The organism is Neisseria sp. HMSC075C10 (assembly GCF_001815615.1).
In the GTDB taxonomy this organism is placed as follows: domain Bacteria; phylum Pseudomonadota; class Gammaproteobacteria; order Burkholderiales; family Neisseriaceae; genus Neisseria; species Neisseria subflava_A.
In genome coordinates this window covers 8576-22341 of sequence record NZ_KV821239.1, presented here as the reverse complement: position 1 = coordinate 22341, position 13766 = coordinate 8576, and the positions used below count along the sequence as shown (strand labels likewise).

Sequence of the window (13766 nt, the reverse complement as noted above, 5' to 3'; positions counted from 1 at the left end):
CATCAAAACAGGAGCTTTACGATGTATACAAGAATCATGGAAGTCAGCCCTTGGACGCTGCGTTCGGCAAAACTGGAAAAAGAACACAAACGGCTGCAAGAGAGCCTGACCAGCTTGGGCAACGGCTATATGGGTATGCGCGGCAGCTTTGAGGAAACCTACTCTGCCGACAGCCACTTGGGCACCTACATCGCCGGCGTGTGGTTCCCCGACAAAACCCGCGTCGGCTGGTGGAAAAACGGCTATCCCAAATATTTCGGCAAAGCCATCAACGCGCTCAATTTCAGCAAAGTCAAAATCTTTGTCGACGGACAGGAAGTAGACTTGGCGAAAAACGACATTGCCGACTTCTCCGTCGAACTCGATATGCAGCACGGCGTGTTGCGCCGCTCGTTCACCGTATTCGGCGTGCGTTTCGATGTGTGCAAATTCCTGTCCGTCGCGCAAAAAGAACTGGCGGTTATCCGCTGGGAAGCCGTATCTGTTGACGGCAAAACCCACCAAGTCCGCATCGATTCCATCATCGACGCCGACGTGAAAAACGAAGATTCCAACTACGAAGAAAAATTCTGGCAGGTATTGGACAAAGGCGTTTCAGACGACCGCTCCTACATTGCCACCCAAACCGTCGCCAATCCCTTCGGCGTAGAGCAATTCATCGTCAACGCCGAGCAAACCTTCGCCGGCAGCTTCAAAGCCCTCGGTGGCAGCCAAACCGACTGGCAGGTCTCCAATTCTTTCGAAGCCGAAGTCGGCAGTACGCCCGAAACTTTTGAAAAACGCGTGATTGTTACCACCAGCCGCGATTATCAGGGCTTGGAAGCGGTGAAAGCCGCAGGCCGCGCCTTGTCGGAAAAAATCGCAGGCGTTGCGTTTGAAACCTTGCTGGACGCGCACAAAGCAGGCTGGCTGCACCGTTGGGAAATCGCCGACGTAGTCATCGAAGGCAGCGACGAAGCGCAGCAGGGTATCCGCTTCAACCTGTTCCAACTGTTCTCCACCTACTACGGCGAAGACGCGCGCCTGAACATCGGCCCCAAAGGCTTTACCGGCGAAAAATACGGCGGCGCGACCTATTGGGACACCGAAGCCTACGCCGTGCCGCTCTACCTCGCACTGGCGGAACCCGAAGTTACCCGCAACCTGCTGCAATACCGCCGCAACCAACTGCCGCAGGCGCAACACAACGCGCGCGAACAGGGCTTGGCGGGCGCACTCTATCCGATGGTAACGTTTACGGGCATTGAGTGCCACAACGAATGGGAAATCACCTTCGAGGAAATCCACCGTAACGGCGCGATTCCTTACGCCATCTACAACTACACCAACTACACCGGCGACGAAAGCTATCTTGCCAAAGAAGGCTTGGAAGTCTTGGTCGAAGTGTCCCGCTTCTGGGCGGACCGCGTCCACTTCTCCAAACGCAACGGCAAATACATGATTCACGGCGTAACCGGCCCGAACGAATACGAAAACAACATCAACAACAACTGGTACACCAACACCCTCGCCGCATGGGTATTGGACTACACCCGCGAAGCCCTGGCGAAATACCCGCGTCCGGATTTGAACGTGAGTGCCGACGAGCTGGAAAAATGGGCGGACATCAGCGCCAATATGTACCGTCCGCATGACGAAGAACTCGGCGTATTCGTGCAGCACGACGGCTTCCTCGACAAAGATATCCGCCCCGTGTCCGCGCTTTCGCCCGACGATTTGCCGCTCAACCAGAAATGGTCGTGGGACAAAATCCTGCGTTCGCCCTTCATCAAACAGGCGGACGTGTTGCAAGGTATCTACTTCTTCGGCGACCGTTTCAACATGGACGAAAAACGCCGCAACTTCGACTTCTACGAACCGATGACCGTGCATGAAAGCTCGTTGTCGCCGTGTATCCACGCCATCCTTGCCGCCGAACTGGGCAAAGAAGAAAAAGCGGTGGAAATGTACCAGCGCACCGCCCGCCTGGACTTGGACAACTACAACAACGACACCGAAGACGGCCTGCACATCACCTCCATGACCGGCTCGTGGCTCGCCATCGTCCAAGGTTTCGCCCAAATGAAAACCTGGGGCGGCAAACTCAGCTTCGCACCGTTCCTGCCGAGTGCGTGGACAGGCTATGCCTTCCACATCAACTACCGAGGCCGTCTGATTAAAGTCGCCGTCGGTAAAGAAAATGTGGTCTTCACCCTGCTCAAAGGCGAGCCGCTCGATTTGCAGGTGTACGGTAAAGACATCACGCTCAACGGCAGCCACACCGTCGCGTTGGAAAAATAAGGAGGGCGCAAAATGACTTTTACCGCAGTCCTCTTTGACCTCGACGGCGTCATCACCGACACCGCCGAATACCACTACCGCGCATGGAAAAAGCTCGCCGAAGGGCTGGGCATCAGCATCGACCGCAAGTTTAACGAGCAGCTCAAAGGCGTGTCGCGCGACGATTCGCTCAAACGCATCCTCGCGCACGGCGGCAAAACCGTCGGCGAAGCCGAGTTCGCCGAACTGACCCGCCGCAAAAACGACAACTACTTGGAGATGATTCAGGCGGTCAAACCCGAAGACGTGTATCCCGGCATTTTGCCGCTGCTGGAAGCATTGAAAGCAAACGGCAAAAAAATCGCCCTCGCGTCCGCCAGTAAAAACGGTCCGTTCTTACTGGAACGCATGGGGCTGACCCACTTCTTCGACGCCGTCGCCGACCCTGCCGCCGTCGCGCATTCCAAACCCGCCCCCGACATCTTCCTCGCCGCCGCCGAGGGCGTGGGCGCGGACATCCGCCGCTGCATCGGCATTGAAGACGCCGCCGCCGGCGTAGCTGCCATCAAAGCCGCCGGCGCCTTGCCCATCGGCGTGGGCAAAGCCGAAGACTTGGGCAGCGACATCGCGCTGGTGTCCGACACCGCCGAGCTGACCTACGCCTACCTGCAAAACGTGTGGGCACAGTCGGGCAGGTAAAATATTAGGGAAGTAAAAAGGCCGTCTGAAAACCTGATTCAGGTTTTCAGACGGCCTTCATATATTACAGCTACCTTCACTCATTCCAATACTAAGACCCAAATCCTAATAGTTTAATTATAATTGCACCAATTATTGCAACTAATAATGGTGCAATATATAAATCATGAATTTTACTAGACAAAGAAATAGAGACATTATTTTCTACCTGCTTTCTATTTATATTACTTCCTTTAATAGATTCTTTAATAATTTGATCTTCAATTTGTTTATCGATAATTTTCAATCTATTTCTTAAATTAAAAGCAGATCTAATGACTGACCATGCAATAAAAAATAAAATATATATAATAAAAAACTGAATAGACTGTTTTTCTAAAAAATCAAATGGATTGACTATAGGAGAGTGTTTCCAAAAAAATTCTAAAAATGTAGTATGCTCATAGGCAAATATTGTTATTCTCTTGAAAATTTCTGAAAGGGCAGATCCAAACCTAGTTCCATCATCTAACTTAAAATAAAACATTTTTAAAATAGATATAATGGTAGAAATAGCAGACAAAAGAGAAACTAAAGCACCACACATAAATTTTATAATTACCTTACGTTTAGCATCATTATAATTCATTAAAACCTCCAAAATCCCTTACATTTAGCCTCTAAAAAACAGAGTTCCCTGAATCCTCCACAATACTACCACCTCTTAAAACTTCAAAAACCTTAACAACCTACTTTTTTAGTTGAACTAGTTCTTTCAACATATAATACTTCGTTACGGATTTAGTTAACGTTATCCTTCTTATTTTTTTACCTTTCAGACGGCCTTTAATATTTCCAATCAACCCAACGTTACCATCTCAATCTGCTCCATACTTCTACCCAAGAAGCGTTCGCCGATGGTGCGGAAACGCAGTGGGATGTCGCTGACGTAGAAGCGGTAATCCGGATTGTCGTTTTCTGTATTCAGCAAACCTGCTTGCGCTAAGGCTTTGGCGGTGGCTTCGGCGGTGGTAATGGCGGAATCGACCAAGGTAACGTTTTGTGCTTCGCGGCCGATAAGCGGTTTGAGCAGTGGGAAGTGGGTACAACCCAACACCAGCGTATCAATGTCGTCTGCCAAAAGCGGCTTCAAGTATTCGCGCACGGTCAGGCGGGTGACTTCGTGATCGAGCCATCCTTCTTCCACCAATGGCACAAGCAGGGGCGCGGCTTGTGTGCGCACCAGCGTGTCGTTGTTTTTTGAATGGATGGCGCGCGCGTAGGCATTACTGTTGACGGTGGTATTGGTCGCGATAATGCCGATTCGGTTGTTTTTGGTGGTTTGCAAAGCGGCTTCCGCACCAGCGGAGATGACGTCCAATACGGGCATATTGCCTGCTTTTTGGCGGATTTTTTGTCCGGCAACAGCGGCGATGGTGTTACACGCGATAACCAGTGCTTTGACATCGTTTTCCAGCAGGAAATCGACAATCTGCATGGCGAAGGTTTCGATGGTGGCGCGGGATTTGGTGCCGTAGGGAACGCGTGCGGTATCGCCGAAATAGATGATATTTTCCATCGGCAGGCGTTCCATCAGGGCGCGGACGTTGGTCAAGCCGCCGACGCCGGAATCGAATACGCCGATGGGGCGTTGTTTGCTGGTACTCATGGTTAATTTCTTCAATATAGTGTTGAGGCCGTCTGAAACCGTTTTTCAGACGGCCTGAAGGTTAAACATATTCTTTTTTATCGTTTTCCACCCAAGCCTGATGCGAGCAAATCCACAACAGAACGATACCGCATACGGTCGAGCTCAACATCATACCGGCCATCACCAAGGCGGAACCATTATGCAGCCAAGTCGTTGCCATGCCGACCGATGCGCCGATAAGGGATTGGAACACGCCTAAAACGGCATTTGCGCTGCCGCCCTCTGCGCTGAAATAGCTCATAAAGCAGGCCTGAGTGTTCGCTCCGACCAAGCCTTGCGTACCGACTGAAAACATCACGCATGGTACCAAAGCCCACAAAGGCGGCAGAGACAGCGACAATACCAAAACTGTCATCAGCAGATTGGCGGCAAATTGGACGATAATGCCCCATTTGAGGATATTTTGCGGATGCGTACCAGTTTTCAAACGCCATGCGGTAACGCGGTTAAACGACATCATGGTAATGATATTGAGCGCAAATATCCAAGCATATTGGTTTGGTGAAACATGATACAGGTGTTGGTACACAAACGACGATTCGGTCAAAAAGGCAAACATCGAACCGAAACTGAAAGCTTGAAAAAACAAATAGCCCATCGCGGCACGCGTTCTCAAAACGCGTTTAAACCTGCCTGCCACCACACCGAACACGTCCATGCTGATTTTGCCTTTTTGATGCGGCTTGGGCAGGAAATACCACATCAAACCCCAAAGCAGCAGCGAATAGCAGGCCAGAAAGCCGAAAATCATGCGCCAGCCACCCAAATTCTGCAAGCCTGCACCAATCATCGGCGCCATCAATGGCACAATCATCAGAATGATGCCGATTAAGGCAAACATCTGCGCGGCTTTGCGTCCGGAATAATAATCGCGCACTATCGCGCCGGAAATCACCACGGTCATCCCCGCACCAAACGCCTGCAAGGCACGCAAGTTCAATAGCTGCTCGACATTATTCACCATCGTCAAACCGACAACGGCGGCAAAGTAAATGCTCAATCCCACCAAGGCGACAGGTTTACGGCCTTTAATATCCGAAATCGAACCGCCGACCACCTGGCCAAATGCCACGCCAAACATAAAAAAGCTCAGGCTTTGCTCGATGCGGTGGATGTCCGAACCCAGCGACTTTGCCATTTCGGGAATTGCAGGCAGATAAGCATCGACAGAAAACGGCATCAGCGCGACCAACATCGCCATCAGCACGGCCATGGTTTTTTCGCCCAAAGGGGCTTGTTGTACAGTCATTCCGATTTTCGCTTTCGTAACAAACTATTCAAAAAACAAAGAAAACAACCGCCTTGTCAGACGGTTGCGTGTTGGATGGAATTATAGCAGATTTCAACCCTATCCAATCACTGCAAAAAAACCTTTGCAAAACTTAAGGCCGTCTGAAACTTTGCTTGGTTGAATCCCCCCGCTGCAAACGTTAAAATGCTTGTTTTTTAAGACAACACATTGTTTCACATCACGGATTCTAAGGAATAATCATGACTACATTTCAAATTGCGCGTGCCGACGGGAAAACGCTCGAAATCCAAGGCAAAATGGCCAACCGCCACGGCTTGATCGCCGGTGCGACCGGTACGGGTAAAACCGTTACCCTGCGCCGTATGGCGGAAGCCTTCAGCAGCGAAGGCGTCCCAGTATTCTTAGTCGATGTCAAAGGCGATTTGTCGGGCATCGCGCAAGCCGGTGCCAACAGCGGCAAAGTGGGCGAACGCATCGCCGAGTTTGATTTGGGCGAACAATGGCTGCAAAGTTTCCCCGTGCGCTTTTGGGATGTTTACGGCGAAACCGGTATTCCCGTACGCGTAACCGTTTCGGAAATGGGTCCTATGCTTTTGGCCCGTCTGATGAATCTGAACGACACGCAAGAAGGCCTGCTCAACCTTGTGTTCAAAGTTGCCGACGACAGAGGCTGGCACATTCTGGACTTGAAAGACCTGCGCAGCATGTTGAAACACGTTTCCGACCATGCTTCGGAATACCGCACGCAATACGGCAACGTTTCCGCCGCCAGTATCGGCGCGATTCAGCGTCAGCTTTTGACGCTGGAGAACGAAGGCGCAGAAAAATTCTTCGGCGAACCTTCCCTCAACCTGCAAGACTGGATGCAAACCGACAACGGCAAAGGCATCATCAACATCCTCAATTCCGAAAAACTGATGCGTTCGCCGCGTATGTACAGCGCATTTTTGCTGTGGATGCTGGCAGAATTGTTTGAAACCCTGCCCGAAGTCGGCGATTTGGACAAACCAAAATTCGTGATGTTCTTCGACGAAGCGCATTTGATGTTCGACAATGCCGCCAATGCGCTGGTCGAACAAATCGAACAAGTTGTGCGCCTGATCCGTTCCAAAGGCGTGGGCGTATATTTCGTTACCCAAAACCCGCTTGACTTACCCGATACCATTCTCGGCCAACTGGGTAACCGCGTACAACACGCCCTACGTGCCTTTACACCGCGCGACCAAAAAGCAGTCAAAGCCGCTGCCGAAACCTTCCGTAGCAACCCAAACATCAAAGTTGCCGAAGCGATTGCCGAACTCGGCGTCGGCGAAGCCCTTGTTTCCTTCCTTGATGAAAAAGGTATGCCCGAGCCGGTAGAACGCGCCCTCATCCTGCCGCCGCAATCTTCCTTAACCCCGCTTGCCGCAGAAGAGCGCAACCGTTTGTTCCAAAACGACGATTTGTATCCGACCTATAAAGACATGGTGGACAACTACTCCGCTTTTGAAGCCTTAGCCGAAGCAGACAGCCAAGCAGCCGCGGAAAAAGAAGCCGCAAATGCCGCCAAAGAGCAGGAAAAAGCACAAAAAGCCGCAGAAAAAGAAGCCACCAATGCCGATCCCGGCATCCTCGGCGGACTAATCGGCGGTTTGAGCGGCGGACGTAAAAAATCCGGCCAAGGTTTGGGCTACAACGTTGCCGACGCCATCGGCAGCCAAATCAACCGTCAAGTGACCAACGCCATTTCCCGCAGCGTAATGGGCATTATTAAAAATATGTTCAAATAATCAGCCTGCAAACACAAAAAGGCCGTCTGAAAATCAATTTCAGACGGCCTTTTATTTATCAATCCAATCAGTTTTTCATCGATTGAACCGGAGCCGGGATTCTACCGCCTCGGTTGACGAACACTTCGCATGAGCCTTCTTTGACCGGCATTACAGGCGCGTAGCCTAACAGGCCGCCGAACTCGACGCTGTCGCCGACGGTTTTTCCGGTTACCGGAATAATGCGCACGGCAGTGGTTTTGCTGTTGATCATGCCGATGGCGGCTTCGTCAGCGATGATACCGGAAATGGTATGAGCAGGCGTATCGCCGGGTACGGCAATCATATCCAAACCAACGGAGCAGACAGCGGTCATCGCTTCGAGTTTGTCCAGCGTCAGCACGCCTGCTTCGGCGGCGGCAATCATGCCTTCATCTTCGGAAACGGGGATAAACGCGCCGCTCAAACCGCCGACCGCGCTGGAAGCCATCATGCCGCCCTTTTTCACGGCATCGTTCAGCAATGCCAAGGCAGCCGTCGTGCCGTGCGTACCGCAGACGCTCAAGCCCATTTCTTCAAGGATGCGCGCCACCGAGTCGCCAACAGCGGGGGTCGGTGCCAGCGACAAATCGAGAATACCAAACGGGATATTCAACATTTTTGAGGCTTCGCGGCCGATAAGTTCGCCCACGCGGGTAATTTTGAAAGCGGTTTTCTTCACGACTTCCGCAACTTCGGTCAATGTCGTTGCATCTGAATTTTCCAATGCGGCTTTTACGACACCCGGGCCGGATACGCCGACATTGATAACGGCATCCGCTTCGCCCGAACCGTGAAACGCGCCCGCCATAAATGGGTTGTCTTCCACCGCGTTGCAGAACACGACGATTTTGGCGCAGCCGAAACCTTCGGGCGTAATTTCAGCCGTGCGTTTGATGGTTTCGCCTGCCAACTTGACCGCATCCATATTGATACCGGCGCGCGTGCTGCCGATATTGATGGAGCTGCACACGATATCGGTGGTTTTCATCGCTTCGGGAATGGAACGGATCAACACCTCATCCGAAGGCGACATGCCTTTTTGCACCAGCGCAGAAAAGCCGCCGATAAAGGACACGCCGATGGCTTTGGCAGCCTTATCCAAAGTTTGCGCCACGCTGACATAGGAATCGGCATGGGTGGCCGCCGCGATTTGGGCAATCGGCGTAACGGAAATGCGCTGATTCACAATCGGCACGCCGTATTTGGCAGACAGATATTTTGCCGTTGCTACCAAGTCCTTACCGGCAGTGGTGATTTTGTTGTAAATGTTTTGGTTCAATACATTGATATCGCTGCTGATACAGTCGTGCAGATCAATGCCGATGGTAATGGTGCGCACGTCAAAATTCTGGTCGGCCACCATTTTGACGGTTTCTAAAATCTCGCCGGATTGAATACTCATGGCTCTCCCTCCGACTTAAATACGGTGCATGGCTTGGAAAATTTCTTCGTTTTGCATACGAATATCAAGCGCGAGTTTTTTGCTCTCTTCCGCAAACAAATCCAAAACTTCTTGACGCGATTTGGTGCATTTTGAAGTGTCCACCAAAATAATCATGGTAAAAAAATCGTCCATCAGCTGTTGGCTGATGTTGAGAATATTGATTTGGTTTTCCGCTAAAATTTTGGAAACGTCGTACACAATGCCCACACGGTCTTTACCGATGACGGTGATGACTGAATTGTTCATAACGCTGTTTCTCCTCATAGGATATTTGAAAAGTGTTGACAATTATAACACTCAGGCCGTCTGAAAAACTGTTTCAGACGGCCTGAGTATTCAAATTTCAATTTTAATTATCGTCCTGCTTTCAAAGCCTGCCATAGGCGAACGCTGAGTTTGCTCGCATCGGTTGACTTGGGAGAGACGATGAAGCTTTTTTCCATCAATTCTTTACTTGGGAAAATCGATTCGTCAGAGGTGTATTTTTCATCCATCAAATCACGCGCCGGACGGCTGGCCGGAGCATAAGTCACATAGTTGCCGTTTTTGGCCGCTGTTTCTGGATTGAGCGTGTGATTGATGTATTTGTGTGCATTGGCCACATTTTGCGCATCACGCGGAATCATCAACGAATCCACCCAAATACCGACACCGCTTTTCGGCGCCAATACTTCGACTTCGACGCCGTTTCCTGCTTCTTTGGCACGGGTTTTGGCAATATTGAGGTCGCCGCCGTAGCCTACCGATACGCAAAGATTACCGGCAGCCATATCGTCGATATAGCCGGATGAGGTAAAGCGTTTGATATCGGGGCGCACTTTTTTCATCATATCGACAGCTGCTTTGATGTCATCAGGGTTTTCGCTGTTCGGATCTTTGCCCAAATAATGCAAAGCCAAAGGAACTTGCTCGATGGCGCTGTCGAAATAGCTGATGCCGCAGGATTTCAGTTTTTGGGTGTATTCAGGATTGAACACCAAATCCCATTCGTTTTCAGGCAGTTTGTCCGTACCCAAAGCCTTTTGAACCTGCTGTTTGTTAATCGCCAGCGTATTGATGCCCCAGAAATAAGGGACGGCATATTCGTTGCCTGGATCGACGGCTTCCATCATTTTCAACAAATCGGGATCGATGTTGGCGTAATCGGGGATTTGCGATTTGTCGATTTTTTGATACGCGCCGGCTTTAATCTGACGGCCGACATTGGCAATAGACGGCGCAACCAAGTCATAACCCGACTTGCCGGTCAGCAGCTTGGCTTCCAGCGCTTCATTGCTGTCGTAGTAATCGTAGCGGACATTGATATTCGTATTTTTTTCAAACGCAGACAGCGTGGCCGGATCGACATAATCCGACCAGTTGTAGATATTGAGTTTATCCGTTTGAGAGGAAGAAGTTTGAGTTTGAGATGCGGAAGATTCTGCGGCGGTTTCTTTTCCACCGCTACACGCAGTCAAGACGAGGCTCAAGATTGCCGCCGCCATCAAAGATTTTTTCATGGTTTCAGACCTTTTGTTCGGGGGGTAAAAATATTGCAGCGGTGGCGGATGCCACTTACAAAAGGGAAACTGTGGGGGCGGCCGGCATGTGTCCTTTGCCCTTGATTCAGCAAGGTTTGCATTAAACGGCAAAAAGCTTTTGAATGCAAGACCTTAAAGCAGAAAAAAATTTCATTTTTCAGACGGCCTGAAGCTATGGTTTTATTCATAAACAACATTTTTTCAGAAACAGTTTCATGCCGTCTGGAAAAAACTGTGGGCTTATTCAGACGGCCTCAAGATTTGTCAAAACCGCCCAATTTGTGGGAAAATTGCACGATTGAATTTAATGAAGGGCGACCCCGTGTTAGACAGAGAAGGCTATCGCCCCAATGTCGGTATTATCCTGATTAACGAACGTAACGAAGTCTTTTGGGGCAAACGCGTACGCGAACATTCATGGCAGTTTCCGCAAGGCGGCATCAAGCCGGGCGAAAGTCCTGAGACCGCCATGTACCGCGAATTGTACGAAGAAGTCGGCCTGTTGCCGCAACACATCAAAATCGTTGGCCGTACGCGCGACTGGTTGCGTTATGACGTGCCCAGCCACTGGGTGCGGCGCGAATGGCGCGGTTCGTATCGCGGACAAAAACAAATTTGGTATCTTTTGCGTTTGGTCGGCCGCGACAGCGACGTCAACCTCCGCGCCTGCCACCATCCTGAGTTTGACGGCTGGCGCTGGCACCAATACTGGGCGCCGGTTGACGAAGTCATCGATTTCAAGCGCGGCGTGTATTTGGACGCATTGACCGAACTCTCCCGTTTCTTGCGCGGTATAGAAAGCTATGAAGACTTTATCCGTCGCAATCCAATAGAAAACCTATAACCCAAACGCTTTCAGGCCGTCTGAAAGCGTTGTTTTTCATCCTTTCAGACGGCCTTTACATTATTCCTATGGCTAAAAACAATCAATACAGCGAATCCAGCATTACCGTCCTCAAAGGCTTGGAGCCGGTCAAAGAACGTCCCGGCATGTACACTCGTACCGACAGCCCGACCCATATCTGTCAGGAAGTGATTGATAACGCGGCGGATGAGGCATTGGGCGGTTTCGCGACTGAAATCGATGTGCAAATTCATGAAGACGGTTCGCTTTCCGTCCGTGATAACGGCCGCGGCATTCCCGTCGGCCTGCACCCTGAAGAAGGCGTACCCGTAGTCGAACTCGTATTCACCCGTCTGCACGCAGGCGGCAAGTTCAACAAAAAAGACGGCGGCAGCGCGTATGCCTTTTCAGGCGGTCTGCACGGCGTCGGCGTATCTGTTACCAACGCCCTTTCCACCCGCCTTGAAGTAACGGTCAAACGTGAAGGCAAAGTCCACCGCATCGTCTTTTCCGGTGGCGACGTCATTGAGCCATTGACTGAAGTGGGCAAATGCGCCGTCAAAGACAGCGGTACCGAAGTGCGCGTGTGGCCGGACGGCAAATATTTTGAAAGCCCGAATTACAGTATTCCCGAACTCGAACGCCTGCTACGCGCCAAAGCCGTATTACTGCCGGGCGTACGCGTTTCCCTGACTCGTCCGGTCAAAGGCGAAGACGAAGCGCATACCCAAACTTGGCACTATCCAGACGGCCTGAAAAGCTATCTGACCGACCTGATTGCCGACGCTCAGGAAGCCGTACCTATCTTCTCCTGCGAAAACTACATTTCAGACGGCCACAACGGCGATTTCAGCATTGGCGAAGGTGCAGCATTTGCCCTGACTTGGCTGGAAGAAGGCTCATGCGCCAACGAAAGCTATGTCAACCTCATCCCCACCCCATTAGGCGGGACGCATGAAGCAGGCTTAAAACAAGCCGTGTTCAACGCCGTCAACAACTTCATCAATCTACACAACCTTTTACCACGCGGCGTAAAAGTACAAAGCGACGACGTGTTCAGTAAAACCGCCTTCGTCCTCTCTGCCCGCGTCCTCGACCCTCAGTTCCAAGGTCAAACCAAAGACAAGCTGACCAACCGCGATGCGCTGAAACTCGTTGCCACTGTATCGGGCGACCCTTTGGAATTGTGGCTAAACCAAAACGTGGACTACGGCAAAAAAATCGCCGAACTCGCCATCCGTCAGGCACAAGCGCGGATGCGTTCGGTTAAAAAGATTGAAAAGAAAAAAGGCAGCGGCGTCGCTGTCTTACCCGGCAAACTGACCGACTGCGAAAGTGAAGACATCCGCGAAAACGAACTCTTCCTTGTCGAAGGCGATTCCGCCGGCGGCTCAGCCAAACTTGCCCGCGACAAAGCCACGCAGGCCATCTTGCCCCTGCGCGGCAAAGTGCTTAATAGCTTTGAAGTCCACCCCGACCAACTCTTCGGTAACGCTGAAATCCATGATATTTCCGTTGCCATCGGCGTTGATCCGCACGGCATCAACGACAATCCCGACTTAAGCGGCCTGCGCTACGGCAAAATCGCCATCCTGTCCGATGCCGACGTAGACGGTTCGCATATTCAGGTCTTGCTGTTGACCCTGTTCTACCGCCACTTCCCCAAACTGGTCGCCGACGGACACATCTACGTCGCCCAGCCACCGCTGTTCCGCGTTGATGTCAACGCACAAGGCAAAAGCAGACCTGCCCGCAAATTCTACGCACTCGACCAAAACGAACTCGACAGCATTTTGGAGCGACTGCAAAAAGAAGGCGTTAAAGAAACTGCTTATTCCATCAGCCGTTTCAAAGGCTTGGGCGAGATGAACCCCGACCAGCTCAAAGACACCACCATGCACCCCGACACCCGCCGCCTGTTGCAGGTACAAATCCCCGAAGGCGCGGATGACGAAACACGCGATATTTTCGTCAAACTGATGGGCAAAGGCGAAGCCGCCGCCCGCCGCGCATGGATGGAAAAAGAAGGCGATACGGCAGAATTGGATATTTAATCTATTGTTTCAATAGACTAAAGGCCGCCTGAAACTTTAAAAGTTTCAGGCGGCCTTTTTCAAAATCATCAGAATTTAAGGTTAAACAGTATTTCCATACCCCGTTACTTACCTATTTCTATTTTTGCAGCTTGATTGAGTTTTTAAGACAAATAAAAAAGCACTGATATAATCAGTGCTTTTAAAATAATGGCGCGGCGGACGGGGCTCGAAC

Annotated in this window: 11 protein-coding genes; 5 read left to right on the top strand and 6 right to left on the bottom strand. The window is 51.0% G+C overall.

Translation table 11 applies throughout. The features are described 5' to 3' along the window. Positions 1-21 precede the first annotated feature (21 nt). Positions 22-2280: a glycoside hydrolase family 65 protein gene (locus HMPREF3047_RS01370; RefSeq protein WP_070711982.1), complete on the top strand. Its 2259-nt coding sequence runs from the start codon at positions 22-24 to the stop codon at positions 2278-2280. 12 nt (positions 2281-2292) lie between these two features. After that, positions 2293-2958, top strand: a complete 666-nt coding sequence (gene pgmB / locus HMPREF3047_RS01365) for a beta-phosphoglucomutase (protein ID WP_070711981.1) — start codon at positions 2293-2295, stop codon at positions 2956-2958. A 91-nt stretch (positions 2959-3049) separates the two neighbouring features. On the opposite strand, the gene HMPREF3047_RS01360 is transcribed toward pgmB, so the two are convergent. The 3 genes from HMPREF3047_RS01360 to HMPREF3047_RS01350 all read right to left on the bottom strand — a co-directional run bounded on the left by HMPREF3047_RS01360 (position 3050) and on the right by HMPREF3047_RS01350 (position 5897). Next, positions 3050-3586: a YniB family protein gene (locus HMPREF3047_RS01360; RefSeq protein WP_070711980.1), complete on the bottom strand. Its 537-nt coding sequence runs from the start codon at positions 3584-3586 to the stop codon at positions 3050-3052. 210 nt (positions 3587-3796) lie between these two features. Continuing rightward, positions 3797-4606, bottom strand: coding sequence for a glutamate racemase (gene murI, locus HMPREF3047_RS01355; RefSeq protein WP_049331752.1), 810 nt, complete (start codon positions 4604-4606; stop codon positions 3797-3799). 61 nt (positions 4607-4667) lie between these two features. Continuing rightward, on the bottom strand, positions 4668-5897 hold the full coding sequence (locus HMPREF3047_RS01350; RefSeq protein WP_070711979.1) for a multidrug effflux MFS transporter: 1230 nt from the start codon (positions 5895-5897) through the stop codon (positions 4668-4670). A 242-nt stretch (positions 5898-6139) separates the two neighbouring features. On the opposite strand from HMPREF3047_RS01350, the gene HMPREF3047_RS01345 reads away from it, so the two are divergent. Continuing rightward, positions 6140-7669, top strand: a complete 1530-nt coding sequence (locus tag HMPREF3047_RS01345) for a helicase HerA-like domain-containing protein (protein ID WP_070711978.1) — start codon at positions 6140-6142, stop codon at positions 7667-7669. A 67-nt stretch (positions 7670-7736) separates the two neighbouring features. Here HMPREF3047_RS01345 and HMPREF3047_RS01340 read toward each other — a convergent pair whose 3' ends face one another. The 3 genes from HMPREF3047_RS01340 to HMPREF3047_RS01330 all read right to left on the bottom strand — a co-directional run bounded on the left by HMPREF3047_RS01340 (position 7737) and on the right by HMPREF3047_RS01330 (position 10633). After that, complete coding sequence (locus HMPREF3047_RS01340; RefSeq protein ID WP_070711977.1) at positions 7737-9092, bottom strand: PFL family protein; 1356 nt, start codon at positions 9090-9092, stop codon at positions 7737-7739. A gap of 15 nt (positions 9093-9107) precedes the next feature. Beyond that, positions 9108-9380, bottom strand: coding sequence for an ACT domain-containing protein (locus tag HMPREF3047_RS01335; RefSeq protein ID WP_003680574.1), 273 nt, complete (start codon positions 9378-9380; stop codon positions 9108-9110). A gap of 107 nt (positions 9381-9487) precedes the next feature. Beyond that, entirely contained in the window at positions 9488-10633 is a 1146-nt protein-coding gene (locus HMPREF3047_RS01330; RefSeq protein WP_070583354.1) for a polyamine ABC transporter substrate-binding protein, read from the bottom strand. Between the two features lie 328 nt (positions 10634-10961). On the opposite strand from HMPREF3047_RS01330, the gene HMPREF3047_RS01320 reads away from it, so the two are divergent. Beyond that, positions 10962-11498: an RNA pyrophosphohydrolase gene (locus HMPREF3047_RS01320; protein WP_049336237.1), complete on the top strand. Its 537-nt coding sequence runs from the start codon at positions 10962-10964 to the stop codon at positions 11496-11498. A 68-nt stretch (positions 11499-11566) separates the two neighbouring features. Beyond that, positions 11567-13552 carry a DNA topoisomerase IV subunit B gene (gene parE / locus HMPREF3047_RS01315; RefSeq protein ID WP_070711976.1) on the top strand — a complete coding sequence of 662 codons (1986 nt, stop codon included), beginning with the start codon at positions 11567-11569 and terminating at the stop codon, positions 13550-13552. Positions 13553-13766: the final 214 nt, after the last annotated feature.

Coding starts and splice junctions, on each gene's coding strand:
- HMPREF3047_RS01335 (WP_003680574.1), bottom strand. CDS start 9,380: ATGAACAATTCAGTCATCACCGTCATCGGTAAAGACCGTGTGGGCATT.
- HMPREF3047_RS01350 (WP_070711979.1), bottom strand. CDS start 5,897: ATGACTGTACAACAAGCCCCTTTGGGCGAAAAAACCATGGCCGTGCTG.
- HMPREF3047_RS01370 (WP_070711982.1), top strand. CDS start 22: ATGTATACAAGAATCATGGAAGTCAGCCCTTGGACGCTGCGTTCGGCA.
- parE (WP_070711976.1), top strand. CDS start 11,567: ATGGCTAAAAACAATCAATACAGCGAATCCAGCATTACCGTCCTCAAA.
- murI (WP_049331752.1), bottom strand. CDS start 4,606: ATGAGTACCAGCAAACAACGCCCCATCGGCGTATTCGATTCCGGCGTC.
- HMPREF3047_RS01340 (WP_070711977.1), bottom strand. CDS start 9,092: ATGAGTATTCAATCCGGCGAGATTTTAGAAACCGTCAAAATGGTGGCC.
- HMPREF3047_RS01330 (WP_070583354.1), bottom strand. CDS start 10,633: ATGAAAAAATCTTTGATGGCGGCGGCAATCTTGAGCCTCGTCTTGACT.
- pgmB (WP_070711981.1), top strand. CDS start 2,293: ATGACTTTTACCGCAGTCCTCTTTGACCTCGACGGCGTCATCACCGAC.
- HMPREF3047_RS01360 (WP_070711980.1), bottom strand. CDS start 3,586: ATGAATTATAATGATGCTAAACGTAAGGTAATTATAAAATTTATGTGT.
- HMPREF3047_RS01320 (WP_049336237.1), top strand. CDS start 10,962: ATGAAGGGCGACCCCGTGTTAGACAGAGAAGGCTATCGCCCCAATGTC.
- HMPREF3047_RS01345 (WP_070711978.1), top strand. CDS start 6,140: ATGACTACATTTCAAATTGCGCGTGCCGACGGGAAAACGCTCGAAATC.